21 protein-coding genes are annotated in these 24979 nt (G+C 76.7%); 17 read left to right on the top strand and 4 right to left on the bottom strand.

What is annotated here, in order from left to right:
• Positions 1 to 34: 34 nt before the first annotated feature.
• Positions 35 to 328 carry a DUF2530 domain-containing protein gene (locus OKX07_RS04125; protein ID WP_265630590.1) on the top strand — a complete coding sequence of 98 codons (294 nt, stop codon included), beginning with the start codon at positions 35 to 37 and terminating at the stop codon, positions 326 to 328.
• A gap of 6 nt (positions 329 to 334) precedes the next feature.
• Here the strand turns inward: OKX07_RS04125 and OKX07_RS04120 are convergent, their stop codons facing one another.
• From OKX07_RS04120 to OKX07_RS04105, 4 genes are read right to left on the bottom strand one after another with little or no spacing between them, the layout of a single operon-like run.
• Positions 335 to 1135: a CAP domain-containing protein gene (locus tag OKX07_RS04120; protein WP_265630589.1), complete on the bottom strand. Its 801-nt coding sequence runs from the start codon at positions 1133 to 1135 to the stop codon at positions 335 to 337.
• A 57-nt stretch (positions 1136 to 1192) separates the two neighbouring features.
• Positions 1193 to 4240: a sacsin N-terminal ATP-binding-like domain-containing protein gene (locus tag OKX07_RS04115; protein WP_265630588.1), complete on the bottom strand. Its 3048-nt coding sequence runs from the start codon at positions 4238 to 4240 to the stop codon at positions 1193 to 1195.
• Entirely contained in the window at positions 4237 to 5187 is a 951-nt protein-coding gene (locus tag OKX07_RS04110; RefSeq protein ID WP_265630587.1) for a DUF3027 domain-containing protein, read from the bottom strand. Before OKX07_RS04110 ends, OKX07_RS04115 begins: the two co-directional genes overlap by 4 nt.
• A 1-nt stretch (position 5188) precedes the next feature.
• Positions 5189 to 5572, bottom strand: a complete 384-nt coding sequence (locus OKX07_RS04105) for a cold-shock protein (RefSeq protein ID WP_265630586.1) — start codon at positions 5570 to 5572, stop codon at positions 5189 to 5191.
• Positions 5573 to 5703: 131 nt separating this feature from the next.
• Here OKX07_RS04105 and OKX07_RS04100 point away from each other — a divergent pair, with 131 nt between their 5' ends.
• From OKX07_RS04100 to OKX07_RS04025, 16 genes are all read left to right on the top strand, one after another.
• Positions 5704 to 7326: a hypothetical protein gene (locus tag OKX07_RS04100; protein WP_265630585.1), complete on the top strand. Its 1623-nt coding sequence runs from the start codon at positions 5704 to 5706 to the stop codon at positions 7324 to 7326.
• A gap of 77 nt (positions 7327 to 7403) precedes the next feature.
• Positions 7404 to 7742, top strand: coding sequence for a TraR/DksA family transcriptional regulator (locus OKX07_RS04095; RefSeq protein WP_265630584.1), 339 nt, complete (start codon positions 7404 to 7406; stop codon positions 7740 to 7742).
• A gap of 246 nt (positions 7743 to 7988) precedes the next feature.
• Positions 7989 to 9017 carry a glycosyltransferase gene (locus OKX07_RS04090; protein WP_265630583.1) on the top strand — a complete coding sequence of 343 codons (1029 nt, stop codon included), beginning with the start codon at positions 7989 to 7991 and terminating at the stop codon, positions 9015 to 9017.
• Complete coding sequence (locus tag OKX07_RS04085) at positions 9014 to 10489, top strand: lipopolysaccharide biosynthesis protein (RefSeq protein WP_265630582.1); 1476 nt, start codon at positions 9014 to 9016, stop codon at positions 10487 to 10489. The genes OKX07_RS04090 and OKX07_RS04085 overlap by 4 nt, the downstream gene beginning before the upstream one ends.
• Positions 10490 to 10542: 53 nt before the next feature.
• Entirely contained in the window at positions 10543 to 11448 is a 906-nt protein-coding gene (locus tag OKX07_RS04080; RefSeq protein WP_265630581.1) for an alpha/beta hydrolase family protein, read from the top strand.
• Positions 11441 to 12616 (top strand): acyltransferase family protein, encoded by a 1176-nt coding sequence (locus OKX07_RS04075; protein WP_265630580.1) that lies wholly within the window; start codon positions 11441 to 11443, stop codon positions 12614 to 12616. The genes OKX07_RS04080 and OKX07_RS04075 overlap by 8 nt, the downstream gene beginning before the upstream one ends.
• Positions 12613 to 13554 carry an alpha/beta hydrolase gene (locus OKX07_RS04070; RefSeq protein ID WP_265630579.1) on the top strand — a complete coding sequence of 314 codons (942 nt, stop codon included), beginning with the start codon at positions 12613 to 12615 and terminating at the stop codon, positions 13552 to 13554. Before OKX07_RS04075 ends, OKX07_RS04070 begins: the two co-directional genes overlap by 4 nt.
• On the top strand, positions 13551 to 14510 hold the full coding sequence (locus tag OKX07_RS04065) for a glycosyltransferase family 2 protein (protein ID WP_265630578.1): 960 nt from the start codon (positions 13551 to 13553) through the stop codon (positions 14508 to 14510). The genes OKX07_RS04070 and OKX07_RS04065 overlap by 4 nt, the downstream gene beginning before the upstream one ends.
• Before the next feature lie 23 nt (positions 14511 to 14533).
• The gene (locus OKX07_RS04060; protein ID WP_265630577.1) at positions 14534 to 15640 is read left to right on the top strand and encodes a polysaccharide pyruvyl transferase family protein; all 1107 of its coding nucleotides are present in this window, start codon (positions 14534 to 14536) and stop codon (positions 15638 to 15640) included.
• A 114-nt stretch (positions 15641 to 15754) separates the two neighbouring features.
• Entirely contained in the window at positions 15755 to 16999 is a 1245-nt protein-coding gene (locus OKX07_RS04055; protein WP_265630576.1) for a glycoside hydrolase family 5 protein, read from the top strand.
• Positions 17000 to 17028: 29 nt separating this feature from the next.
• The gene (locus OKX07_RS04050; protein WP_265630575.1) at positions 17029 to 18498 is read left to right on the top strand and encodes a hypothetical protein; all 1470 of its coding nucleotides are present in this window, start codon (positions 17029 to 17031) and stop codon (positions 18496 to 18498) included.
• Entirely contained in the window at positions 18495 to 20210 is a 1716-nt protein-coding gene (locus tag OKX07_RS04045; RefSeq protein WP_265630574.1) for a hypothetical protein, read from the top strand. The genes OKX07_RS04050 and OKX07_RS04045 overlap by 4 nt, the downstream gene beginning before the upstream one ends.
• A gap of 34 nt (positions 20211 to 20244) precedes the next feature.
• Complete coding sequence (locus OKX07_RS04040) at positions 20245 to 21525, top strand: hypothetical protein (RefSeq protein WP_265630573.1); 1281 nt, start codon at positions 20245 to 20247, stop codon at positions 21523 to 21525.
• Between the two features lie 196 nt (positions 21526 to 21721).
• Positions 21722 to 22720, top strand: coding sequence for a glycosyltransferase (locus OKX07_RS04035; protein WP_265630572.1), 999 nt, complete (start codon positions 21722 to 21724; stop codon positions 22718 to 22720).
• A complete protein-coding gene (locus OKX07_RS04030; RefSeq protein WP_265630571.1) occupies positions 22717 to 23874 on the top strand; it encodes a hypothetical protein in 1158 nt (385 codons plus the stop codon). Before OKX07_RS04035 ends, OKX07_RS04030 begins: the two co-directional genes overlap by 4 nt.
• A 7-nt stretch (positions 23875 to 23881) precedes the next feature.
• A complete protein-coding gene (locus tag OKX07_RS04025; protein ID WP_265630570.1) occupies positions 23882 to 24898 on the top strand; it encodes a glycosyltransferase family 4 protein in 1017 nt (338 codons plus the stop codon).
• The last annotated feature ends 81 nt before the right edge of the window (positions 24899 to 24979 follow it).

Here is a 24979-nt window from a genome sequence, read left to right as displayed (position 1 = left end):
CCACGGCCCGGGGCGGGCCCACTACGATCGGGCCGTGCCCCGCGTCATCGACACCCTGATGCACCCTCAGCGCACCTCACCACCACCGATCGACGTCGACCTGGCGCGCGTCATGGGCGTCGGGACGGGTGTGTGGGCGGTCGCGATGGTCGTCACCGGCGTGCTGTGGCGCCTGGGCTCGGTGCCCGGCACCTGGGTCGCGATGTGCGGCGCCGGCGTGGTGCTCGGGCTCCTCGGCGTGCTGTGGGCCCGCCGCAGCGGGCACCTCGCGGCCGACGGCTCCGGTGCGATGATCCGCCCGGGTCACGAGGACGAGCACGCGGCCTGACCGGCCTCAGCCCAGGAACACCTGCACGCACAGCCAGCCGCGCTGACCCGACACGCACCCCACGCCGATCTGCGAGAACGACCCCCGCAGGATGTTCTCGCGGTGTCCCTGCGAGTTCATCCACCCCGTCACCGCGGCCTGCGCCCCGGAGTAGCCGAGCGACAGGTTCTCCCCCACGGTCCGCGAGGCGCAGGCCTCGAGGATCGGGCCCAGCGGGTCGTGCTCGAAGCGCCCCTCGGCCACCAGCAGCGACCCGCGGGCGACCGCCTGGTCGGTCGCGCACGCCGACACCGCGAGCGCCGGGAGCCCGGCAGCGGCCCGCTCGGCGTTGGTGAGCGCGACGATCTCGGCGGACTGCGCGGCGCCCGGGTCGGACGGCTCGGCGGCCGCCGGCGCCACCTCCGGTGCGGCCGCCTGGGCGGGGGGCTGCGGCCGGGGTGCGGGCGCGGCGGCACCGGACGGCGGGGCCGTGGACGGTGCGGCCTCGGGTGCCGGGGCGTCGGGCGGCGGAGCCTCGGGTGCCGGCGGTGCGGTGGTCTCCGGTGTCGCGGAGCTCGTCGCCGGGTCCGTCGCCAGAGGGCGCTCGCCGCCGCGCGAGGCGATGTCGCCCATGCGGCCCACCAGGTCACCGGACGTCAGCGCGAGGGTCACGGTCTGGGTCGGGGCGTACGCGCCGGGCGCGGCGGTCAGGAGCAGACCCATCGCGACGACGAGGACGCCCACTGTCCCGACCAGCCGCACCCGGCGGGTCCGGTGGGCTCGACGCTCCCGCCAGCGACGGATCTCGCGACGTCGGGGTTCGGGCACGTCGTGGACGTTACCCGACCGTGACCTTTATCGGTAGTTCATGCCCGATCGGGCGATTCATCCCAGAACGACACCCAGTGCCGCGTCCCCGTCGTCGGGGTCCGCGAGCAGCGCCTCGACCGCGCCGCGCGACGCCCACCGGCCCGCCGCCCACGCCAGACCGGACGCCAGCCCCGCCGTGTGCACCGCGTGCACCTGCGCGCCCGCACCGTCGCCGACGACCCACCACCCGACGGCCACTCCGGCCACGACCAGGTCGTCGTGCCGCCACCACACCGCCGGCACGTCGGGCAGCAGCGCCGCGAGGGCCTCCGGCACGTCCTCCGGGTCGCCGTCGCCGGCATCGAGGGCGCCCGCGTCGAGGTCGTGGGCGTCCACCTGCGACGACGCCAGCGGCAGGTCCAGCAGGTCCGCGACCGTCGCCGCGTCCGTCCCCGGCGGCACGGGCACGACCGGCACGTCGTCCGCGCCGGCGCGCTGCCACCACCGCGGGTCGTCCGCGACGACCGCGTCCTGCACGACCTGCGCCGTCCCCGGGCCCGTCAGCGCCACGACCACGGCCGGCGGCTCCACCGGCCCCGCCCCGGCCGCCCACGCCCGCCACAGGTGCCCGGCGACGTCCAGCGGCACGGGCGTCCCGACCGGGCCAAGCCGTTCCAGCACCGCCGGCCAGCGCGCCGCGGGCACCTCGGCGAGCGACCCCACCCCGCCGAGCGCGCGCAGCGCGGTGGCGTCCAGGCCGTGCAGCACGTCCGGCGCGGGCGGCACGAGCGCCGCGGGCAGCCCCGCCGCGCCCGGCAGCGCGAACACCTCGGGCAGCCCCAGGTCCGCACGCGTGCTCAGCCACCACGCCGTGTACGACGGCGCGGTCGCCACGGCACCCTCGCCGCGCACCGGCGTCACGAGGGCGGCCCGCAGCGCCGGCGTACGCGCCACGTGCGCGAGCAGGTCCGGCCAGCGCTCGTCGTCGACGGCGTCCAGGTCCGCGACCGCGGCCACGTCCCCGCAGTACGAGCCGGCGTCCAGGAGGTCCGCCAGGTCGTCGACGTACTCCGCCCAGCCGTCCAGGGACGCGGCCGCCAGCGCCGCGCCGTCGTCGCCCTCGTCGTCCGGCACGGCGCCCGCGACGACGTCGGGCACGGTCGTCACCACCAGGTCGTCCCGCACGCCCACACCCGCGAGCACGTCCCGGCCCCACCGCTCGACGACGGCCGCGGCGACGGGTGCGAGCACCCGGTCGTCCAGCAGCCGCGCCGCCGGCCCGCCCGGCAGCACCAGGCCGTGCGCCGGTGCCGGCTCGCCGTCCGCCGCGTCGAGCGTCAGCAGCCCCAGCCACCCGGCGGCCTCCGGCGGCACCGCACCCGCGGCCCCGACGACGTCGAGGACCGCCGCCGTCACCTCGTCGGCGCGCTCCAGGTCGTCGTCGTCGGCCTGTCCCAGGACCGCCGCGCGCAGCGCCGCGTGCCCCAGCAGGCCCGCCGCGTCCAGCCGCTGCGCCCCCAGGCGGGCGAGCAGCGGCCGCACCACCGCGGGGTGCGCGACCCGTAGCCCCCACGAGCGCAGCGCGTCCAGGGTGGCCGGCTCAAGCCCCGCCACGTCGTCGTCGAGCACGACGACCCCCCGCGGCCCGCGCACCACCCGGCCGTCCGTGAGCGGCACCGGCAGGGACGCCAGGCCCTCGCGCGCGGTCGCGTCCTGCGCGGCGAGGTCCAGCGCGTCGTACAGGGCCGGCCAGTCGACGTCGCCGCCCGTCGGCAGCTCGTCGACGACGTCCGCGAGCGAGCGCACCTCGACGCCCAGCGTGCGCGCCGCCGCCGCACCCGACGGCGGCACCCGGACCAGCCCCGCGACCAGCGCACCCAGCGCCGCGACCGCCGGCCCGTCGGGGAGGTCCCGCACCATCGTCGCGCGCAGCGGCGTGACCAGCGGGTCCGTCGGCGACGCCGCGACCAGCAGCGGCGTGCGCACCAGCGCCTCGACCGCCCGCTCCCGCAGGTCCGCGTCCACCGCACCCGCCGCCAGGCCCGTCGGCACCAGCGCCGTCGCGTCCCGCCCCGCGGCAGCGGCCCGGCCCACGAGCTCCGCGTACGCCTGCCCCGCGTGCTCGACCACCGCGTCCGTCAGCGGCCCCGGCACCACGTGCCGACGCGACGGGTCCAGCGGCAGCGTCGCCACCAGCACCGCCGGCAGCGAGCACGGCTCGTCCGTGGGGGTCGGCGCGTGCACCACCCGCGGCACGTCCGCCCCGTCGCGCGGCAGCGCCCACGTCACGCGCCACGACCGCTCACCGCGCTCCTCGACCGGGCGGTCCGCCACCAGCGCGAGGGGCACCTCGCCCTCGACCGTCAGGACGTCCCAGCGCTCCGCGACGTCCGCGAGGCGGCGCGGCCCGGCGTCCTCGACGTCGACGAGCACCTCGACCAGACCCGGCAGCGCGAGCAGCAGCACGTCGTCCACCGCGTCGAGCAGCGCCCGGACCTCCTCGCGCACGACCTCGTCCCGCAGCTGCAGCACGACCGCCGTGTCGTACCCCGCGGGCGGACGGCCCTGCGTGGGCCACGGCAGCCGCAGCGCCGGCAGCGACCCGTCACGCCGGCGCACCTCGTCCGCCAGGGCCGTGCGCCCGTGGCCGGCCTCCTGCGCCGCGACGTCCTGGAGGACCTCCGCGGTGTCCGCCAGCGAGAACCGCACCCCGCCCGTCGTCGAGCACACCGTCACCTCGTCGGCGACCGACCGCACCGCCGCGAACCCCACCCCGAAGCGCCCGACCGTCCCGGTGCCCGCGTCCCGCTTGGCCGACGCCCGCAGCGACGCCAACGACGCGACACCCGCCGCGTCCAGGGGTGCACCAGTGTTCGCGGCGACCAGCACGGTGGTGCCGTCGTCCGCGGCTCCCAGGCGCAGCAGCAGGCGCCCCGGGACGCCCGCGCGGGTGGCCGCGTCCGCGGCGTTCTGCGCGAGCTCGACCAGCACCCGGTCGCGGTAGTACCCGCGGGCGTGGTCCTCCTCGGTGTTGGCGTCCTCCCGCAACCGCGTCGGCGACGCCCGCCACGCCTCCAGCACCGCACCGCGCAACGCGGCCGTGCCGAAGACGTCCGTGGTCACGACCCGTCGGGGAGGTGCTGGTCGTGGGTGTGCTGGTCGGGCGTGTGCTCGCCGGAGTGCTCGTCGGCGTCCGCGGGGGGAGCGTCGTCGGGCTGGGAGTCGGGCTCGTCCGCCTCGGGGGCGTCGGGCTCGTCGGGCTGGGAGTCGGGCTCGTCCGCCTCGGCCACGGGGTCGGCCACGGGCTGCTCCGCCGCGGGAGCCGGGCGCTCGATGAGGTCGATGGCGGTCTCGTCGTACAGCGGGTCCGAGGCGGGCCACTCGCTGGGCAGCGCGTCGACGTCCGTCTCGGAGTGCGCGCCGCAGCCGTGGTCGAGGCTCACGACCTTGCCGTCGTCAGGCGACCACTCGTTGGCGCACACCGCGAACAGCGTGCCCAGCGAGCCCTGCAGCGGCACCAGGAACCCGCACGTCGCGCACGCCGCGGCCGAGGCGACCGCGCCGGGCGTCGTCGGGCCACGCGTGCCGCGGTACCAACGCTCCGCCGCCTCGTCGATGCCCTGCGGCGACAGGACGCGGACGCGCGCGAGCGCGAGCTCGTCGATCGCGACCTCGTCGATCTCCGGGTCGCCCGTCGGGGTGAAGCCCGGCTCGAGGCGCGGGTCGTCCGGGCGGAAGGGCAGGACGTCGCCCGCGCCGATGTCACCGGGACGCAGCCGCTGCGACCACGGCAGCCACGGGCGCGCGAGGATCGCGTCGTCGCCCGGCAGCAGCTCGGCCTCGCAGACCGTCGCGGTCCGGCCGCGCGGCACACGTGCGACCGTGACGGTCCAGGCCCACCCGCGGTAGCCGCGCGCCGTGCACGCGAAGCGGTGCGACACGAGCCGGTCGTCCTCGCGGACGGCACCGAGGTACTCGCCGACGTCCGCCGGCTCCTCCGCGATCTCGACCGCGACCTCGCGTGCGAGGTCGACGGCACGCTCCAGGACGGCGTCCTTGACGGCAGCCACGTCAGGACTCGAGCTTGTCGGCGACGCCGCGCAGCAGCGTGGCGAACTGGGCGGAGCGCTGACCCTCGGGGTAGCGGCCGCGGCGCAGGTCGTTGCCGACGTTGTCGAGCACCTTGATCAGGTCCTCGACGACCACGGCCATCTCCTCCGCCGGGGGACGCTTGGAGCGCACGACCGACGGCACGGGGTCCAGCACCGTGACGGACAGGGCCTGCGGGCCGCGGCGGCCGTCGGCCACCCCGAACTCGACCTTCGTCCCCGGCTTGGGGGCGGTGACGCCCACGGGCAGCGCCGACGCGTGCAGGAACACCTCACCGCCGTCGTCGCCGGCGATGAAGCCGAAACCACGCTCGGTGTCGAACCACTTGACCTTGCCGGTGGGCACTGCTGCTCCTCGATACGCGGGCACGTCCATGGCGCGTCGCGCCGGACGCCCCCAGGCTACCGGGCCGCGCACGCGCATTGCTCGCCGCGCGCGGGGCACTACCCTCGCGGCGACCCGTGAGGAGCGTGCTGATGACCGACAACCCGTTCGGTGGCTGGATGCAGGAGTCGGACCACGCGCAGTCGCGTCGGCTCCGCGAGCTCACGGACGACGTCGACCGGATGCGCTCCTCCCTGTCCCACCAGCACCGCACCGCCGCGGCGATGCGCAGCGACCTGGCGTCCCTGCGGGGGTCCATCGAGACACGGCTCGCGCGGCTGAGCGAGGCGTTCGACGCGTTCGTCGAGCTCAGCTCGCTGCGCGACCAGCTCTCGCTCGTCGCCGGGCCGGCCCTCGTGCGGCAGGCGACCCGTGCGCGGCTCGTCGCGCTCGGGACGACCACCGGCGACGACGGTCCCGTCCTGGACGTCGCCGGCGCACCCGCCGCCCCCGGCTACTGGCTGGCCGACGCCCTGGGCGCCCTGGGACCCGACGACGCCAGCGCCGCGGACCGCGGCGCCGCGATCGACCGGGGCCGCACGGCCACGTTCCTGACGGTCGCCGGTGCGGCCTGCGGGCGCGTGGACCTCGTGGCCCGCTGGTCGTCCGACGCGCTCGGCACGCTCGACCCCGCCTACCCGGTGACGCGCGCCCAGCGTGCCGTGTGGGTGGCCGCCGCCGAGGGCCGGCTGGGACCCGACGCCCGGGACGTGCTGCTGACGCGGTTGCGGGCGGCCGTCGACGCGCTCCCGGCGGCGACGGTCGAGCAGACCGTCGCGGCGTGGACGGACCAGGTGCGCCAGACCGCGGGCCGCGGCGCCGCCGCCGCCCGCACCTCCGACCCAGGTGCCTCCCTGGTCGCGCAGATGCAGCAGGCGACGACCGCGCTCCGGGCGCTGGGCGCCCTGCTCGACGGCCGCGACGCGACGACGCCGACCCTCGACGCGGACGCGGACGCTGCTGCGGACGCGACGGTCGACGAGCTGGTGGCGGTCCTGCGCTCGCTCGTCGACGAGGGCGCCGAGGAGGAGCACGTGCTCATGACCCGCATCGCCGAGCTCGAGGCAGTCGTCACCGGGTCGTCAGCGCCCGGGCCGGCCTGGAACGCCCCGGCCGGGGACCTGCTGACGCTCCTGCGCGAGGACGCCCTGACGCGCCACGACCCGACCGGTGCCGTCGCCCGTGACGCGTCCGCACCGTGGTGGGTGACGATCGCGGACACGTACCTGCGCGACGCCGACGTGCCGCCGCCCGACCACCTCGAGGCGACCGCCCTGGGGGTGACCCTGCGGGCCCGCCCCACCGGACCCGTCGACGGCCAGGACGAGGCGCTGGTGAACGCGCGCACACCGCAGCACCCGCGTACCCGCCGCGAGACGTGGGTGACGACCGGCTGCGCCGTCGGCGCCGCGCTCTTCTGGCTCGCGACGGCCGTGGACGGCAGCGACCTGCGCTGGCTCTCCGCGATCGTGGCCGGCGCCCTGACGATCGCGGCCGTGGCGCGCGTCGCCGGACGCGTGCAGCGCTCCCGTCAGGACGCCGTCCGCGCGACGCGCAGCGTGGAGTTCGTCGAGCGGGAGGCGCAACGGCTGCAGGCCCGGGTGGGGGATGTCGTGCGAGCGGTCGAGACGGGTCGTCAGGACGCCCACGCGGCGCACGGGCACGTCGTCGCGGCGAGCCGACGGGCGACCCCGGGGACACCCGTCGACGCATGACCGCCGCGCGGGACCACCCGCCGGCGACCACGGGTCACCCTCTGGTGCACGTCCCTCGGCAGTGGTGAGGTGGGCGGGTGGACGACGAGCACGCACGGGGACTGCTGCTGGGGCTGCGCGACGACGCCGTCGGGCGGCTGGCAGGGCTCGGGGACGCGCACCAGGAGGTCGTCGACGCCGCCCGCGGGTCCAACGTCGACGACGAGCACGACCCGGAGGGGGCGACGATCGCGTTCGAGCGGGCGCAGCTCGAGGCACTGGCCGCCGACGCCCGGCGACGGCTCGTCGAGGTCGACGCGGCCCTCGCCCGGCTGGCCGCCGGGACGTACGGCACCTGCGCGGTCGGCGGCGAGCCCATCGACGACGCCCGCCTCGAGGCGCGGCCCACCGCGACGACCTGCGTCGCCCACAGCTGACGTCCGGGGCGCCGGGGCGATCCCGACGGACCGGACCTACCGCCGCAACGAACAATTCACGCACATCCGGTCATTTCTGCAGTCAAGGATGCATATGATCGTCCGGATCGACGACGGCGCCTGTCCCCATCGCCGACCGTGCGGCAGCTCCCGCGGCTCGCGGGTGGGGACCGCGCGCGGTCGTTCCACCGCCACGGGGGGCACGGTATGGATCGGGGACAGGTGGCGACCGTCAGGGCACGTGCCGTGACCCTGCCGACCGCCGACCTGCCGCGCCTGCGCGTCCTGCACTCGCTCCTCGCCCCCGACGGCACGACGCGCTACGTCGACCAGATGCTCGGGGGGCAGGGCGGCGACGTCGACGCCGAGCCCTTCACGTGGCGCACCGCGCTGCGCGGCGACTACGACGTCCTGCACGTGCACTGGCCCGAGCTGCTCCTGCGCCACCCGCGGGCCGTGCGGCGCCTGGGCCGTCGGGTCGCGGTGCGACTGCTGCTGGCCCGCGCGCGGGCCCGGCGCGTCGCGGTGGTCCGGACGCTGCACAACACCGTCCCGCACGAGTCGGTCGGCGGCGCGGAGGGCCGGTCCCTCGCCGCCGTCGACGCCGCCACGACGCTGTACGTGCTGCTCACCAGCGCGACCCCGGCGCCCGGCGGCGCGCCCGCGGTGCAGATCCCCCTGGGCCACTACCGCGACGTGTTCGCCCACCTGCCGCGCGCGTCCGCGACGCGCGGGCGCCTCGTGACGATCGGGCTGCTGCGCCCCTACAAGGGCGTCGAGGAGCTGCTCGACGCGTTCCACGCGCAGCCCGACCCCGACCTGCGCCTCACCGTCGCGGGCAAGCCGACACCCGGCCTCGCCGACACGATCCGCGCCGCTGCGGTCCGCGACCCGCGCGTCGAGGCGGACCTGCGGTTCGTCCCCGACGCGACGTTCGTGCAGCACGTGACGTCCGCCGAGCTCGTCGTCCTGCCCTACCGGCAGATGACCAACTCGGGCGTCCTGCTCGCCGCGCTGTCCCTCGACCGGCCGTGCCTCGTGCCCGCGTCGCCCGCCAACGCGGCGATCGCCGCCGAGGTCGGCCCCGGCTGGGTCCTGCAGTACGACGGCGAGTTCGGCCCCTCGCAGCTCGCCGACGGCCTGCACCGCGCCCGGACGACCCCGCGGGCCGACCGCCCGGACCTGCGCGCCCGCGACTGGGACGCCATCGGCGCGGCCCACCTCGAGGCCTACCGGACAGCCGTCGCGCTCGCTCGCGGCCGGGGTCGCTCGTGACGACGCCGGTGAGCCTGGGCACGTCGGCGTCGCGGGGGGCCGCCGTCACGCTGGTGGGCCAGGGCGCGCGGATCGCGCTGCTGCTCGCGGGCGTCGTCGTCCTGGCGCGGCTGCTCTCACCGCACGACTACGGCCTGCTCGCGATGGTCATGGCCATCACCGGCATCGCGGAGGTCGTGCGCGACTTCGGCCTCGGCTCCGCGGCCGTGCAGGCGCGCACGCTCAGCCGCGGCCAGCGCACCAACCTGTTCTGGCTCAGCGCCGGCATCGGCCTCGCGCTCGGGCTGCTCGTGCTCGCGACGTCCCCGCTGCTCGCCGCCTTCTACGACGAGCCGCTGCTGCAGGGCGTCGCCGCCGCCCTGTCCGTGACGTTCGTGATCAACGGCGTGATGACGCAGTACAAGGCCGACCTGCAGCGACGCCTGAAGTTCGGGTGGCTCACCGGCCTGGAGCTGGGCGGCCAGGTCGTGGGCCTGACGACGGCCATCGCGCTCGCCGTGGCAGGCGCGGGGTTCTGGGCGCTCGTCGCGCAGCAGATCGTGCAGCTCGGCTCCCAGCTCGTGCTGCTGCTCGTCGTCTGCCGCTGGCTGCCCGGGAGGTGGGCGCGCGACGAGCCGGTCGGTGAGCTCGTGTCGTTCGGCGCCAACCTCGTCGGCGGGCAGATGCTGGCCTACGGGGCCAACAACATCGACTCCGTCGTCATCGGCTCGACCCTCGGCGCCGGCCCGCTCGGCCTGTACAACCGCGCGTTCCAGCTGCTCGTGCTGCCGCTGTACCAGATCAACGCCCCCATCACGCGGGTCGCGCTGCCGGTCCTGTCGCGGCTCGTCGACGACCCCCCGCGGTACCGGCAGTTCCTGCTCACGGGGCAGACGGCGATGCTCAACCTCGTCAGCGCGATCCTCGCGTTCGCCGCCGCGCAGGCACCGGCCGTCGTGCTCGTCGCGCTCGGGCCGCGGTGGCAGGAGACGGCCGGCCTGTTCCAGGTGCTGTCGATCGCCGGGTTCTTCACCATGGCCGGGTACGCCTGCTACTGGGTGTACCTGTCGCAGGGGCTCACCAAGCAGCACCTGCGCCTCTCGCTGGTCACCCGGCCGCTGCAGATCGCCCTGATCGTCGCGGGCGCGCAGTGGGGCCTGTACGGCGTGGCGTGGGCGTACACCGTGTCCGTCGTCCTGCAGTGGCCCGCGAACCTGTGGTGGCTGCGCCGCGTGTCCGACGCCCCGGTCGGCCAGATCTGGCGCAACGGCGCCCGCACCGTCCTCGTCTACGGCTGGGCGCTCCTCGCCAGCGCCGCCGCGACCCGCTGGCTCGTCCCCGGCACGACGTGGGCGGCGCTGGGCGTCGGCGCGCTCGCGCTCGTCGTGGCCCTCGCGCTCGCCGCGCTCGTCGTCCCGCCGTACCGGCGCGACCTGCTGACCGTCGCCCGCCTGCGCCACCGGCTGCGGGTGCCACCCACGGACCCCGCATGACGGGGCGCCGGATCCCGCACCACCCGGGCACGACCGACCGACGAGGAGGAGCGATGACGGACACGACGCACGGAGGTCCGCACCCGAGCCGCCGCACGTTCCTCGCCGGGGCCGCGACCGCGGGCCTCGGGATCGCGGGGCTGCTCACCGCACCGCCCGCCAGCGCGGCGGCCCTGCCGCGCCTGCCGGGCGAGATCAGCCGACGCTCGAACCTGAGCACGGGCACCGGGACGCGGTACGACGCCGTGGAGGTGGACATCGAGGGCGACCGCGCGTGGCTCACCGTCCCGCGCGGCCTGGACCTCGACGAGCCCGTCGCGCTGGCGTGGTTCTACCACGGGTCGGGGTCCGACCACGGGGCGCTCCTCAACGGCTTCGGGTACGAGGCACGCCAGCTCGTCGACCGGGGCACGGTGTCGATCTGCCAGGACGCGGGCGGCAACGGCTACGCCGGGCCGTACGCGATGGCCGCGCAGGCCGCCGGGTGGCGGTACGTGTCGTCCCTGGCCGACGTGGGCGCGAACTTCCTGCGCGCGACGTCCGGCGGCGGCGCGCTCGCCGCCGAGGTCCTCGGCGCCGGCCTGATCCCCGACATCGTCGGCCTGTACTTCGTCAACGCCCTGTGGGACGTGCGCCGGTCGTGGGACACGGGCGGTCGCGTGGAGCTCTCGTCCGCGTACGGCGGGTCCACCGCGGCGGTCGACCGCACCAACCCCGCCCGGCACCCCGCGTCCGCGTGGGCGGGCGACCGCATCCGCATCGTCCACACCACGGGCACCGACCTGGTGACTCCCCCGCAGCACCACGGCATCGCGTTCTACGAGCGCGCGCGGCAGCAGGGCGCCGACGTCTCGATCCGCACGCACGGCCTCGGGCACACGACGCCGTCGTTCGTCGGCCACGAGGTGCCCCTCTACTTCAAGCGCTGGTTCCTCGCGTGGCAGGCCGAGCGTGCCTGAGGCCGGGGTGGCGCCCGCCGCGCCCACGACCACGCCCGCCGTCGGCCGCTACGCCTGGGCCGACCTCGCCAAGGGCGTCGCGATCCTCATGGTCGTCGCGTACCACGCGCTGCTGTTCCTCGAGCCCGCGGACGTGGGTGTCGCGCCGCTCGGCCGCGCCCGCGTGCCGCTCGAGCTGTACCCCATGCCCGCGTTCTTCCTGCTCGCGGGCCTCATGCAGCGCCGCCTGACCACGTCCCCCTGGTCCCTGGTGTGGCGGCGGCGCGTGCTGCCGCTGGTGTACCTGCTGGTCGTGTGGTCGCTCATCCGGTTCGCGTTCTTCACGGCGTTGCCGATGGTGCGCGCCGACGGCGCGAGCGAGTCGGCGCGCGACCCGTGGCACCTGCTGCTCGTGCTCGTCGGGCCCAGCAGCATCTACTGGTTCCTGTGGGCGCTCGCCGCCGTCACCACCCTCACGTGGTTGCTGCGCCGGTACCCGCAGGCGTCGGTCGCGGGCGCGTTCGTCGTCAGCGGTGTCGTGACGTCGGGCCTGCTCGTCACGGGCGTGCTGGCGTGGGACCGCGCCCTGGCCTTCCTCGCCCCGTTCGTGCTGGGCGTGCACGCCGGGCCGCTCGTGGTCCGCGCGGTCGGCGCGATGACGTGGCGCCGCGTCGCGGCCGCCGCCGGCGTCGCGCTGCTGGTGCTGGCCGTGCTGGTCGCCGTGCCGCTCGCGCGCCGCGTGCCGGGCGCGGCCCTGCTGGGCCAGGCAGCCGTGCTCGCAGCGGCGTTCGGCACCGCGCACCTCGTCGCCGGGCAGCGCTGGACGCGGTGGCCCCGCGAGCTCGGACGACGCAGCCTGCCGCTGTACCTGGTGCACCTGTACCCCGTCGCGCTGCTGACGATCGCGGTCGCCGCGGTGCCCGCGCTGCACTCCACCCCCGCACGCGGGCTGCCGCTCGTGCTGCTCGTCGCCGGGCTCGCCGTCGCGGCGTCGCTGCTGCTCATGCGCGTCCTGCCGAGCCGGTGGCGGCTCCTGCAGATGCCGGCCACGCTGCTCCGCGGCCGGTCGACGACGAGGCACGCGACCCCCGCGCACGCGACCCCCACGGGCTCGTCTCCCGCGCTCGCGTCCCCCGCCCACGCCGCACCGCCCGCCGGCGACCCCGACCGTCCGACGGAGGACCGATGACCCACCCCCGGCCCGCCCGGCGTCGCGCCGCCCGACGGCTGCGCGCGGCCCTGGTCGTCGCGCTCGCCGTCACGCTGGGCGCCACGGCCGCGTGCTCGGGACCGCTCGACCCGACCGCGGGCACCGCCGCCGACGCCCGGACGGCGTCGATCGTCCGCGACGTCACGTTCCACGCCCCCGACGACGTGCCGCTCACGCTCGACGCGTACCTGCCGCGCCGGACCGAGGCACTCGTGCCGGCGGTCGTGCTCGTGCACGGCGGCGCGTTCGTCGGCGGTGCCAAGGACACCGCGGGCATGGTGACGATCGCGCGTCGCCTGCAGGACCACGGCATCGCCGCGTTCACGGTGACCTACCGCCTCGCGCCCGAGCACACGTACCCGGCGGCGGTCGACGACGTCGCGGCCGCCGTCGCCTGGCTGCGCGACCCCGCGCAGCAGGCCGCCTACGGCGTCGACCCCGAGCGTGTCGGCGTGCTCGGCACGTCCGCGGGCGCGACCCTCGCCCTGACCCTGGGCACCCGGCCCGCGACCGAGACCGGGGTGCGCGCCGTCGTCGCGCTGTCCGCCGCGACGCTGCTGACGGCCGACGGCCTGACCCTCGGGGCGACGTCCCCCGAGGAGGTGCGGGCCACGCTCGCCTACCTCGGCTGCGCCGACGTGGAGCAGTGCCCCGTCGGCGAGCCGGCGTCGCCCGCGCTGACCGTGACCCCCGCGTCGAGCCCCGCGCTGCTCGTCAACGGGACCGCCGAGGCGATCCCGCTGCCGCACGCCGAGCGCATGACGCAGGCCCTGGCCGCGGCCGGCGTCGCGCACGACCTCGTGACCGTCGAGGGGGACGCGCACGGCGCGCACCTGCTCGACGAGACCGTGTGGGCCCGCGTCCTGACCTTCCTCGACGAGCGGCTCGCCGCCCCTGCCCCCGGCGCCGCCGGATGACCGCCCTGACCGTCGTCGTCCCGACCTACGACGCCGCGCCGTGGATCGCGGCGACGCTGCGCGCCGTCCTCGCCCAAGCCGTCACCGACCTCGAGGTGCTCGTCGTCGACGACGGCTCGCGCGACGGCACCGTCGACGTGTGCCGCGCGCTCGCTGCGACCGACCCGCGCCTGCGCGTCGTCGCGCTCGAGCGCAACGGCGGGGTGTCCCGCGCGCGGCAGGTCGCCGTCGAGCAGGCCCGCGGGGAGTACCTGTGGCTCGTCGACGCGGACGACCACGTGGCCCCCGACGCGGCACCGGCGCTGCTGGCCGCGGCGCGCGCCGCGGACGCCGACGTCGTCCTGGCGCGCGCCCGGTTCGTGCACGCCGACGCCACCACGCGAGCCGTCCCCAGCCCCGTGCCCGGCACGCTGCGCGGCACGGACGTGCTGCGGGCGCTGCTGCGCGGCGAGGCGTCGGGCCACCTGTGGAACAAGCTGCTGCGCCGCGACCTGCTGCGCCCCGACGACTTCGTGCCCGCGCCCGTGCACTCCGACCTCGCGCTGACGGCGGCGGCGCTGGGCCGCGCCCGGACCGCCGTGAGCATCGACGCGCACGTGTACGACTACCGGCTGCGCTCGGGGTCGATCATCAGCACCCTGCGCAGCCGCGCGGAGTCGCTGCGGATCGTCGGGGACGCCGTCGCCGCGACCGCCGCCGCGCACGGCATCGGGCCCGGGGACCCCGACTACGACTACTTCCGCTGCCGCTACATCACGCTGTCCGCCGTCAAGGACCTGGTCGCGACGTCCGACCGCCCCGACGGGACCCGGCTGCGCGCGCTGCGCCGCGAGATCGGCCCGCGCGAGCTGCGCGTGCTGGCGGCCCGCCGCGACACCCGCCGCCTCGCGCTCGCCGTCACCGCACGCTGCTCCCTGCCCGCCCACCGCGCGCTGCTCGCGCTCGCCGCACGATGACCGCCCCGAAGGGAAGGACGCCCATGGACGTCTTCGTCTCCGCCGTCGGCCAGCACGACAACATCGGCGACACGGTGCTGCGGCGCGCGTACCTCGACGTCGTCCGCCCCCTGGGGCGCCTGCACGTGTTCGTCGGCGACAAGCCCGACGGGTACGTCGCCGGGCTGCGGCTGGGCGGCGAGGACGTCGTGCACCGCGCGCCCGCGTCGTGGCGCGCCGCCGTGCGCCAGGGCCTGCTGACCGGCGCGTGCTACGGCTTCGACAGCGGTGAGACCGAGGTCCGCCGCCCCTACGCGAAGCGCTACGCCCGCCTCGCGCCGCTGCTCGCCGTCAACCGCGCGCGCGGCGGGATCGCCTTGCAGGTCGGCACCGGGGTGCGCGAGGCGCAGGCGTGGCGGCTGCCGATCTCCGCCGTCCTGCGGCTGTGCGACGTCGTCACCTGGCGCGACGGGTTCAGCCGGGACCTCATGCGCGTCGGGACGGTCGCACCCGACTGGGGGTTCGCGCTCGGCCCCGACGAGACGACGCTGCGCGCGGACACCGACCGCCCCCTGCTCGCCGTCGCGGTGCGCCAGGGCACGGGCGACGTGCGGCGCGAGCCCCCGGACGCCGCGTGGGCCGCGCGCGTGCGGACCCTCGCCGACGGGCTCGGCCTCACCCCCGTCGTCGTCACGCAGGTCGGCCGCGACGGACCCACGGGCGACCGGCTCGCGCACGACCTGGGAGCGGAACACGTCGCCTGGCACGACGACGACCACGCAGGCCAGGAGGACCGGCTGCGCGACGTGTACCGCCGCTGCCGCTACGTGCTGAGCGACCGGCTGCACGTCGTCGTGGTCGCCGCGACGGAGGGTGCGGTCCCCGTCGGCCTGACCGCCGCGACCGCCCCCGGCGGCGCACCCGACAAGGTCGAGCGCACGCTCACCGCCGCCGGCCTGGTCGGCACGTGCCTGCCCCGCGACGTCACGGACGTCGACCGCGCGCACGCGACGCTCGCCGGCATCCGCCGCGACGACGTCGTCGACGCCGTCCTCGACGCTCGCGCGCAGCTCGCCGTGCTCGCGGACCGCATCCACGCCGCTGCCGGCACCGTGCGCGTGCGCGCCGTGCCGGCCGGGGCCTCACCGTGACGGCACGATCGTCATGCACCCGCCGCACCACGCGACCCACGGTCGACGCGGTGCGGCGGCGTGACCACGACGGCACCCGACCGGGCGCCGTCCTCCTGGGGGGGGAGTGACCACATGGCAGCACCGTCGCAGACCAGCGGCAGCACCGGAGCAGATCGCGCAGCACGCCGAGGCGCACGTCGGGGCGCGGGCGCGCTGGCCGCACTGGCCGCGCTCGTCGTCGCCCTGCTCGTCCCTGCCGCACCCGCGGCCGCCGCGTCGCACGACCCGTCGGGTGGCAACACGCCAGCACAGAACAGGCCGGCGTCCGGCGTCGAGCGCTGGGGCAACGGGTCGTACCTCAACGGCCTGACGTACCTGCGCGGGGTCAACGTCTACAGCCTCGTGTTCGGCGGACCGCGCCCGGCCGAGCAGATCGGCGAGAGCCAGGCGAGCTGGGACTACCTGGCGGCGCGGGGCGTGAAGGTCGCGCGGCTGCCCGTCTCGTGGGTGCGGCTGCAGCCGCTGCCGGCGTCGGGCGGCGCGAGCGCGGGGCTCGCCGGGCCCGTCTCGCAGGCGTACCTCGACGTCGTCGAGGAGCAGGTGCGCCGTGCCGCGCGCGCCGGGATCCGGACCGTCATCGGGCTGCACAACGCGTGCAGCTACCCCAACATCAAGGCCGCCGACTCGCTGACCTGCGGCAACGGCATCACACGCGCCGACGTCACCAAGGTGTGGAGCGCCGTGGCCGCCCGGTTCGCCGGCGACGAGCGTGTCGTCGCGTTCGACCTGTTCAACGAGACGCACCTCGACCTCGGCGTCGAGCGCTACAAGCTGTTCACGCAGGCCGCCGCCGACGCGGTCCGCGGGACCGGCTCGGAGCAGACCCTGTGGGTGCAGCGCATGCTCGGCGAGCGCGGGCGGCTCGACATCATCGCGCCCGACGGGCCGTGGGTCGTCGACCCGCTGGGCAAGGTCGTGTACTCCCAGCACTTCTACCCCTCGCCGATCGGGTCGACCTTCGACCCCTTCGCGGGGAACCACGCCGTGCTGCTCGACCTCGACCGGTTCGGTGCCTGGTGCGGCAAGTGGAAGGTGCGGTGCACCGTGGGTGAGGTCGGGTGGCCGTCGGGCGGTCCCGGGGGCGTGCAGTCGTCGTTCTCGGCCCAGGGCTGGAACCTCGTCTTCGAGGAGTTCTACCGGCGCGCCGACCAGTACGGCATGGACGTCACGTACTTCGCCGCGTCGTCGTCGCAGACCACCGGCACGCTGCTCGCGTACGTCGCGAGCAGCCCCGGGTACCCGTCGTCCAGCGGCCTGGACACGGCGCTGTCGCAGACGGAGGTCATCGAACGACACCTGTCCCGGCGGGCCGGGTGACCCCGCGCCGACCCGGACCGCGCGGGGGCGTGCCCCCGGTGCGGCCGGGTCGGCTGCGGACCACCCCCGCCGCCGGCCCGTCGGCCCCGCCGCTGCCGCGACGCACGCTCCCGGCGGCCGTCGTGGTGCCCGCGGGTGCCGTCGTCGTGGTGGTCGTCACCGCCGTGGCCGTGCTCGCGCCGCTCGTCGTCGCGGGCGCGATCGCGCTGGCGGGGCTGGTCGCGCTGTTCTGGCTCCACCCGCGGGCGGGTCTGCTCGCCACCGTGGTCGCGGCGGTGCTCACGACGCAGCTCGGAGTGCTCGGCGCGGCGGGCGGTGCCGTCGACGAGGGGATGATCGTGGTCGGCGCGGCCGTCGTGACCGTGCGACGTCTGGTCCGCGACGGCAGCGTGGTGTGGTTCCCGGGCCTGGCCTGGTTCGGGGCGTTCGGCCTGGCGGGCGTCCTGTCGTCGCTGCAGCACGACGTCCCGACGACCCTGTGGCTGCAGGGCGGGCTGCTGCTGCTCAAGGCCGTCCTCGTGGGGCACACCGCCGCGCAGCTGCACTGGGACGACGTCGCGATCGCCCGCATCGTGCGCGCCGGCGTGGTGCTCGGCGTGGTGCTCGTCGTGACGGGTGTGCTCAACGTCGTGCTCCCCGGCCCGTGGACGGCGCTCGTCGCGCAGTCCGGACCCGAGATGCACGGCCCGGTCGCCGCCGTCGTCGGGCCGTTCCGGCAGCCTGCTGCGTACGGGCGGATCGCCGTGATCCTCGCGGCCGCGACCCTCACCTACCAGCTCGTCGTACGGTCGTCGCTGCGCGGGTGGACGCTCGCGCTCGCGCTGTCCGGGCTGTCGCTGCTGACGTTCCGCGTCAAGTCGTTCGTCGGGCTGGTGGTCGCCACGACGGGCGTCGGCCTGCGCACCGGACACCGCTCGGTCGTGCGCCTCGCGCTCGTCGCGCTGCCCGCCGTGCTCCTCGTCGCCGGGCCGACGGCCTGGCGCTACGTCGTCGCCGACCTCGAGCTCTACTACGGCGGCGGCTACTCGGCGCGCTCGCTGCTCACCGCCGGCGGGTTCGCGCTCGCCGCCCGCGACTTCCCGCTCGGCGCCGGTCTGGGCCGTTACGGCAGCGCGACGGCCGCCGAGCACTACAGCCCCGAGTACGTGCGCCTGGGCTTCGAGCACGTCTGGGGCGTGGGCCGCGCCGACGGCTGGGGCGCGTACCTGCTCGACACCCAGTGGCCGGCGCTGCTCGGCGAGACCGGGTGGCTGGGGACCCTGTGCTACGCGGTGGGCGTCGTGTGCGCGTTCGTGATCCTGCTGCGCCGCGTCACGCCGGACGAGACCCCCCTGACCCGCTGGCTGCGCATCAGCGGGATCTGCTGCCTCGCGCTCGTGCTGCTCGACTCGGTCGGTGCCGCCGCGCTGTCCTCGCCGCCGTCCTACGTGCTGCTGTACCTCGCGCCCGGCATCATCGCGAGCATGCGGTTCGACGCGCGCTCCCGGGGGCCGTCGTGAGCGCGGACCTGCCGCGCCGCGCGGTCCTCGGCGTGGGGCTGGGCGCCGCGGGCGCCGCAGTGCTCGCCGCGTGCACGCGCAGCCCCGCGCCGGACGCGACGGCCCCACCCGTCGCCGCGACCCCCACGTCCGCGCCGACGCCCGGCGACCTGCCCGGCCGGCTCGCCGCCGACCTCGTCGGCGACGGCGTCACCGACAACGGGCCCGCGCTGCAACGGCACGTCGACGCAGGCGGGCACATCGTGCTGCCCGGCCCCGGCGCGTACCTCGTCGACACCCCCGTCTTCGTCGACGGCACCGACCCGCACCAGCGCGTCGTCCTCGACCTCGCCGGCGGGACCCTCGTCGCCGGCGACCACCTGCCCACCAGCGACGTGTTCTGGCCCGACCGCGCGACGCGCTGGATGCTGTGGCCCAACACGCTGCGCACCGCGTGGGACGCCGCCGCGGGCCGCGTCGAGGTCGCCGTCGCCACGCGCGCGACCGGGGAGCGCGTCGGTGCGCTGCAGGCGCTCGCGGTGCGCGACGGCACGTTCGACGGCCGCGGCACCACCGCCGGCCTGGTCCTGGCGCACCGCACCGGCACCGAGCTGACCAACGTCACGATGGTGGGTGCGCGCGCGCTGGTCACGTGGCACGACTACAGCGACGGCACGCGCCTGACCGGCTGCCACGCGCGCCACGGTGACGGCGAGCGGCGCGACGGCGCGCTCGTCGAGCAGGTCGCCCCCGGCGACGGCCTGGTCATCAGCGGCTGCAAGGCCGACGGCGGGCTGTTCACCGCGCGGCTGCGCCGCTGCCGCGGCGCGGTCGTCGACGGCAACGTCACCGGACGCCTCGAGCTCGACCGCTGCAGCGGGATCCTGGTGCAGGGCGGCCACCAGGAGTGCAGCATCGGGGACCACACCGCGGTGGTCGTGCGGCGCTCGCAGGTGACGTTCCGGCAGACCGCGTTCTACAGCACCCGCGACGGCAGCACGCCCGCGATCCTCGTCGACGACGACCCGGCGGAGCCCGACGCGTCGCAGGTCCGCCTGGACGCGTGCGTCGAGGTGCACCTGCACGACGCACGCGACGCGGACGTCGCCCACGGCCCGCTGCTGCACGTCGCCTCCGCCCACGACCTCACCGAGGTGCGGGTCGACGACGTCCGCGCGATGAGCGTCGACACCGCCGACCCCGGGACGTGGGTGGCGACCACCGGACCCCGCCTCACGGGCGCGGGCCAGGTCGGCGAGGCCGTGCGGGGCGTCGCGCTCGTCGCCCGGGGCGTCGCGGTCAGCCGACGCACCGGCGCGTGGGGCGCCGAGGCGACGTCGGCCTCCGTGGCCGCCTCGGCCGGGACGCCTGAGGCGCCCACGCACCTCGAGGCCACCGCCGCGGCCGGGCACACCGGGCGCGGCAGCCTCCGCGCCCGGCGCGAGCACGGCTACTGGGCCGCGGTGCGCGACGCCGACGGCCGCCTGTCCCCCACCGCGCGCACCACCGTGCGGACATCGTCGACCGGTGCCGTCCGCCTGGTCGCGCGGCTGCCGAGCGCCCCGGCCGAGCTCGTGCTGTGGCGCGGCTCCGGCGACGGGCCGACACATCACACGATCCTGCCGTGCACCGGGCGCCAGGTCCGCCTGCTCGACGCCGGCTCCCACGTCGAGGGCGTCGGGTGGTCCGACGGCGTCGGCCCCGCCGACCCGGCCTCGCTGCCCCCCCGCTGACCCGCGACCCCCCGGGGTCCGAGAGGAGAACACCATGCACCTGGACGTCGCGATGCGGACGCTGCGCCGCAACGGCGGGTGGGCCGCGCTCATCGTCCTGCTGGCGCTCGCCACCGGGTGGGCGGTGCTCCAGATCGTGCCGCCCACCTACACCGCGAACGTGCGCGTCCTGTACGCCGTCACCGGCCTGACCGCGGTCGACCAGGGGGTCCCTGCGGGCGCGCTCGCCGCGGCACGCGCGGCGCAGGATGCCGAGCTCGTGCAGTCGCCGGTCGTCCTGGAGCCCGTGATCGAGGAGCTGGACCTGCAGGACGTCACGGCGCAGGACCTGGGCACGGCCGTCGTGGGAACCGCGACGGGGACGTTCCTCGACGTCGACGTGGCGCTCGGGGACCCGGAGGTGGCTGCGCGCGTCGCCGAGTCGCTGGTCGCCCAGCTCGTGCTGCGCGCCGCGGACGACCAGCTGACGCCCGTCGCCGCGACGCCCGACGCACCGCTCGTCACGCTCGACCTCGCGGTGGTGTCCCCCGCGGTCGCGCCCGAGCGCCCCAGCGCGCCCGACCCGCTGCTCACGATGGCCGGTGCCCTGCTCGTCGGGCTGTTCCTCGCCGTCGCGCTGCTCACGTGGCGCGCCCGCACCGACCAGGTGGTCGACGACGAGCACGACCTGGCCGCCGCGACGGCGGCGCCCGTCCTGGCGCACCTGCACGTCCCGGCGCGCCGCAGCCTGATGGACGCGGTCACGCGGCCGCCCGGGGACGCCGCCGGGCTGCGCACCGCGCTGATGGCGCGCGCGGGCGACCGCCCCCACACGTCGGTCGCGGTGGTGGCGTGCGTGCGGGAGCCGACGCTGCTGGTCGCGGCAGGGCTCGCTCGCGCCTACGCCGGGACGGGCCGCGGCACGCTGCTGGTCGAGGCGGACCTCGCGTCACCGCAGCTCGCCGCCGGTCTCGGGCTCACCGGTCCGGGCCTGGCGGACGCGCTCGCCGGGTCCGCGTCGGTGCTGGAGGCGGCGCAGCCGGCCGGGGTGCCGGCGCTGCGCGTCGTGCCCGCGGGTGTCACGGCGGGCGACCGCGCGGACCTCGTGGCGTCGCGGCAGGCGGAGAAGGCCTGGGACGACGTGCGGACCAGCGCCGAGGTCGTCGTGGTGGCGACCGGGCGCGCCGACGTCGGTGCGGCCGTGCTCGCGGCGTCGTGCGACGAGGTCGTGCTGCTGGTCGCACCGGGTCGCACCCGGCGGGACGACGTGCGGGCGGCGCTCCACGCGCTGGACGTCGCCGGGGCGGCCCCGAGCGGCGTGGTGTGGGTCTCATGAGAGTCCTGGGGGCCGCAATGTAAAAATAGGATTAACACGAGTGGAAGATGAATCTGACCAGTGGCCCGGCATGCCCCTCCATGTGAAGATCGTGAACGCAAGGGCTACCGCCCGATGGCGCGCCGGGGCCTGCACTGAAATCGCACAAAGTCGCGATGTCGGCAGTCAGCCAGAGCACGTCAAGGGGGAGCACGTCATGGTCGCAACGGCTGTACTTCCGTCCGCCCACACGGACGCGACCGGGGGGAAGGCCCTGCTCGTGGCCTCCACCGGGGGTCACCTCAACGAGCTGCTGCGCCTGACCCCGACCTTCGAACCCGGTCCCGACTCGCTGTGGGTCACGTTCCGCACACCGCAGAGCGAGATGCTCCTCGAGGGCCGCCGCGTCGAGTACCTGCCCTACATCGGGCCGCGGGACCTGCGCGGCACGCTGCGCGCCATCCCGCAGGTCCGCGACCTCGTGCGGCGCGAGCGCTTCGACCTCGCCGTCAGCACCGGCGCCGCCATCGCCGTCGGTGCCCTGCCCGTCACCGCCGCAGCCGGCGTGCCGAGCACCTACATCGAGTCCGTCTGCCGGCTGGCCGGGCCGTCCGTGACCGGGCGGATCCTGTCCTGCGTCCCCCACGTCGCGCTGCGCACGCAGCACGAGAGCTGGGCCGGCGGCCGGTGGCGCCCCCATCCCAGCGTGCTCGACGAGTACCGCTCGGTCCCCCGTGAGCTCCCGCGGACCGGACGCCGGCTGTTCATCACCCTCGGCACGATCCGCGGCTACCGCTTCGACTCCGTGGTCGACGCCGTCCTGGCGTCGGGCCTCGCCGACGAGAGCACCGTCTGGCAGGTCGGCGAGACCACCCGCGAGGACCTGCCCGGCCGGGTCGTCGGCCAGCTCACGCCCGACGAGTTCGCCCGGTGCGCCGTCGACGCGGACGTGGTCGTGGCACACGCCGGCGTCGGCACCCTGCTCGACCTGCTCGCGCTCGGCGTGTACGCCGTGCAGGCCGTGCGCCGCGCGACCCGGGGCGAGCACGTCGACGACCACCAGGTGCAGATCGCGGACCTCGTGCGCGACCACGACCTCGGCGTGCCCGTCGAGGGTCCGCACCTGACGCGCGGCGTGCTCGAGCACGCCGCCACGCGCCGCGTCGTGCCGGCGCGCACGCCCCCGATCCCGCAGCAGCTCAGGAGGAACGCATGAACCCCCGCAGGGACGTCTTCGCCGTCGCCCGTGGCCAGTACGAGAACGTCGGCGACGTGCTGCTGCGGCGGCCCCTGCTGCGCTGGGCCCGTGAGAGCGGCGCGCGCCTGCACGTCTACGTCGGGCACTCGCCCGACGGCTACGACGAGGGCCTCGACCTGCAGCCCGACGACGTGGTGTACCGCTCGTTCGCACGCTGGTACGTCGCGCTCGTCCGCGCCGCGGGGGCGGGCCGCGCGTCGTCCATGTTCAAGCCCGGGGAGATCCAGCTGACGCTCGTCGGCACCAAGGAGCACCTGGTGATGCTGCCCGCGGTCGCGCTCGTGCGCGCCCGCGGCGGCGCGGTCCTGCGCGTCGGCGCCGGGGCCCGCGGGTTCGCCCCCCTGCCCCGCGCGCTCGTGCGCCCCTCGATCGCGCTGACGACGTACACGCGGTGGCGCGACGAGCGGACCGCCGCCTACCTGGGCGGCGGGCCCGCGATGCCCGACCTCGGGTACGCCGAGGGCGCCGACGCCGCGACCCTGCGGGCCGCCCGCGACGGGCACGACGAGCGCGACGTGCTCGTCGTGTCGTTCCGCGCCGACGCCGAGGTGGCACCGCGGCCCTACCCGTCGCCTGCCGTCATCGAGGCGATCCGCCGCTACGCCGCCGAGGAGGGCCTGCGCACGTGGGTCGTCACGCAGGTCTCGGTCGACGACCCCCGTTCGCAACGGCTCGCCGCGGACCTCGACGCGCAGGTGCTCGGCTGGCCGGAGCCCGTCGGGCACGACCAGCAGGAGGCACGCCTGCGGGAGCTGTACCGGCGCACGCGCGTCGTCCTCAGCGACCGGCTGCACGTCGTCATCGCCGCGTTCACCGAGGGGGCGACCCCCGTGTCGCTGCAGCTCGACGCGTCCGACAAGGCGGCCCGCCACCTGTCGACCATCGGCGTCCACGACGTCACCGTCGACGCGACCGGTCTCGACGCCGACTCCGTCCTGGCCGGGGTGCGGGCCGCGGCGGCACGGCGCACCGCCGCGCTCGACGCGCTGCTCGTCGCCCGGGAGCGGCTCGACGCCGTGCGGGCCGACGTCGTGCAGCTGCTGACCGGCACGCACGTGACCACGGCCCCCGCGGCCGGCACCGACGACCACGCGCAGGTCGGCGTTGCCTAGGCGGCCCGTGGTCCACCACGTCGGCCGCAGCGGCAACGTCCCCGGCGGCATGACGCAGGTCGTCAACGCCTACCTCGCGTGGCCGTTCGAACGGTGCGACGTCGAGGTCATCGAGTCCCGCGGGGACCCCGGCGACCACGTCGCCGCCGCGCGGGGGCTCGTCCGCGCGCTGCGGGCCGTCCGGCGGCTCGCCGCGGCGCCCGGGGCGGACGTCGTGGTCGTCCACCTGTCGGAGCGCGGCAGCTTCCTGCGCGAGGGTGCCGTGCTGCGCTACGCGCACCGGCTCGGGCTGCCCGTCGTCGCGCACCTGCACGGCGCCGACTTCGCCGCGTTCGCCGACGCGCACCCGCGCGTCGTCGGCGACGTGCTGCGCGCCGCCGACCACGTCGTCACGCTGTCGGAGGGGTCCACGCTCGTGGCCCGGCGGTTCGTCGAGGCGTCGCGCGTGTCGCTCGTGCCGAACGCCGTGCCCCCCGGGGCGCCCGTGCCCAAGCGTCGCACCGTCGTGTTCGGCGGCGTCGTCGGGCACCGCAAGGGCATCGACGTGCTGCAGGAGGCGTGGCGACGCGCCGGGCCGCCCGACGGCTGGCAGCTGCTCGTCGCCGGGCCGGTGCCCGACGCCGCGGTGGTCGACGCGACCACACCGCAGGCCCGGTTCCTCGGCGCGCTCGACCACGCCGACCTCATGGCGCTGCTCGACGCCGCGGCGGTCGCCGTGCTGCCGTCGCGCGACGAGGCCCTGCCGATGTTCGTGCTCGAGGCCATGGCGCGCGACGCGTGCCTCGTCGCGACCGACGTGGGCGGGATCGCGGCCGTGCTCGACGACGGCTGCGGCGTCGTCGTGCCGCCCGCCGACGTCGACGCCCTGACCGCGGCGCTCCGGCACGTCACGGGCGACGACGACGCCCGCGCCGCGCTGGTCGCCCGCGCCCGCCTGCGCTTCACCTCGACCTACGCCGCACCCGCGGTGTACCCGCGGGTCGAGGAGCTGTGGCTGGCGACGCGCGAGGCCGCACGCGCCTGAGCGCGGAGGACGCCGCAGCCGCCACCGACATCCGCCGGCGCCAGCCGTCGGCACCGACCGCACCGACCGCACCAGGGGGCA

This window comes from Cellulomonas sp. S1-8 (genome assembly GCF_026184235.1).
In the GTDB taxonomy this organism is placed as follows: Bacteria; Actinomycetota; Actinomycetes; order Actinomycetales; family Cellulomonadaceae; genus Cellulomonas.
The sequence above is the reverse complement of the archived record's forward strand: the minus strand, read 5'-3'. Positions and strand labels throughout refer to the sequence as shown.

Coding starts and splice junctions, on each gene's coding strand:
- OKX07_RS04100 (WP_265630585.1), top strand. CDS start 5,704: ATGACCGACAACCCGTTCGGTGGCTGGATGCAGGAGTCGGACCACGCG.
- OKX07_RS04040 (WP_265630573.1), top strand. CDS start 20,245: ATGCACCTGGACGTCGCGATGCGGACGCTGCGCCGCAACGGCGGGTGG.
- OKX07_RS04035 (WP_265630572.1), top strand. CDS start 21,722: ATGGTCGCAACGGCTGTACTTCCGTCCGCCCACACGGACGCGACCGGG.
- OKX07_RS04030 (WP_265630571.1), top strand. CDS start 22,717: ATGAACCCCCGCAGGGACGTCTTCGCCGTCGCCCGTGGCCAGTACGAG.
- OKX07_RS04070 (WP_265630579.1), top strand. CDS start 12,613: ATGACCCACCCCCGGCCCGCCCGGCGTCGCGCCGCCCGACGGCTGCGC.
- OKX07_RS04060 (WP_265630577.1), top strand. CDS start 14,534: ATGGACGTCTTCGTCTCCGCCGTCGGCCAGCACGACAACATCGGCGAC.
- OKX07_RS04055 (WP_265630576.1), top strand. CDS start 15,755: ATGGCAGCACCGTCGCAGACCAGCGGCAGCACCGGAGCAGATCGCGCA.
- OKX07_RS04080 (WP_265630581.1), top strand. CDS start 10,543: ATGACGGACACGACGCACGGAGGTCCGCACCCGAGCCGCCGCACGTTC.
- OKX07_RS04065 (WP_265630578.1), top strand. CDS start 13,551: ATGACCGCCCTGACCGTCGTCGTCCCGACCTACGACGCCGCGCCGTGG.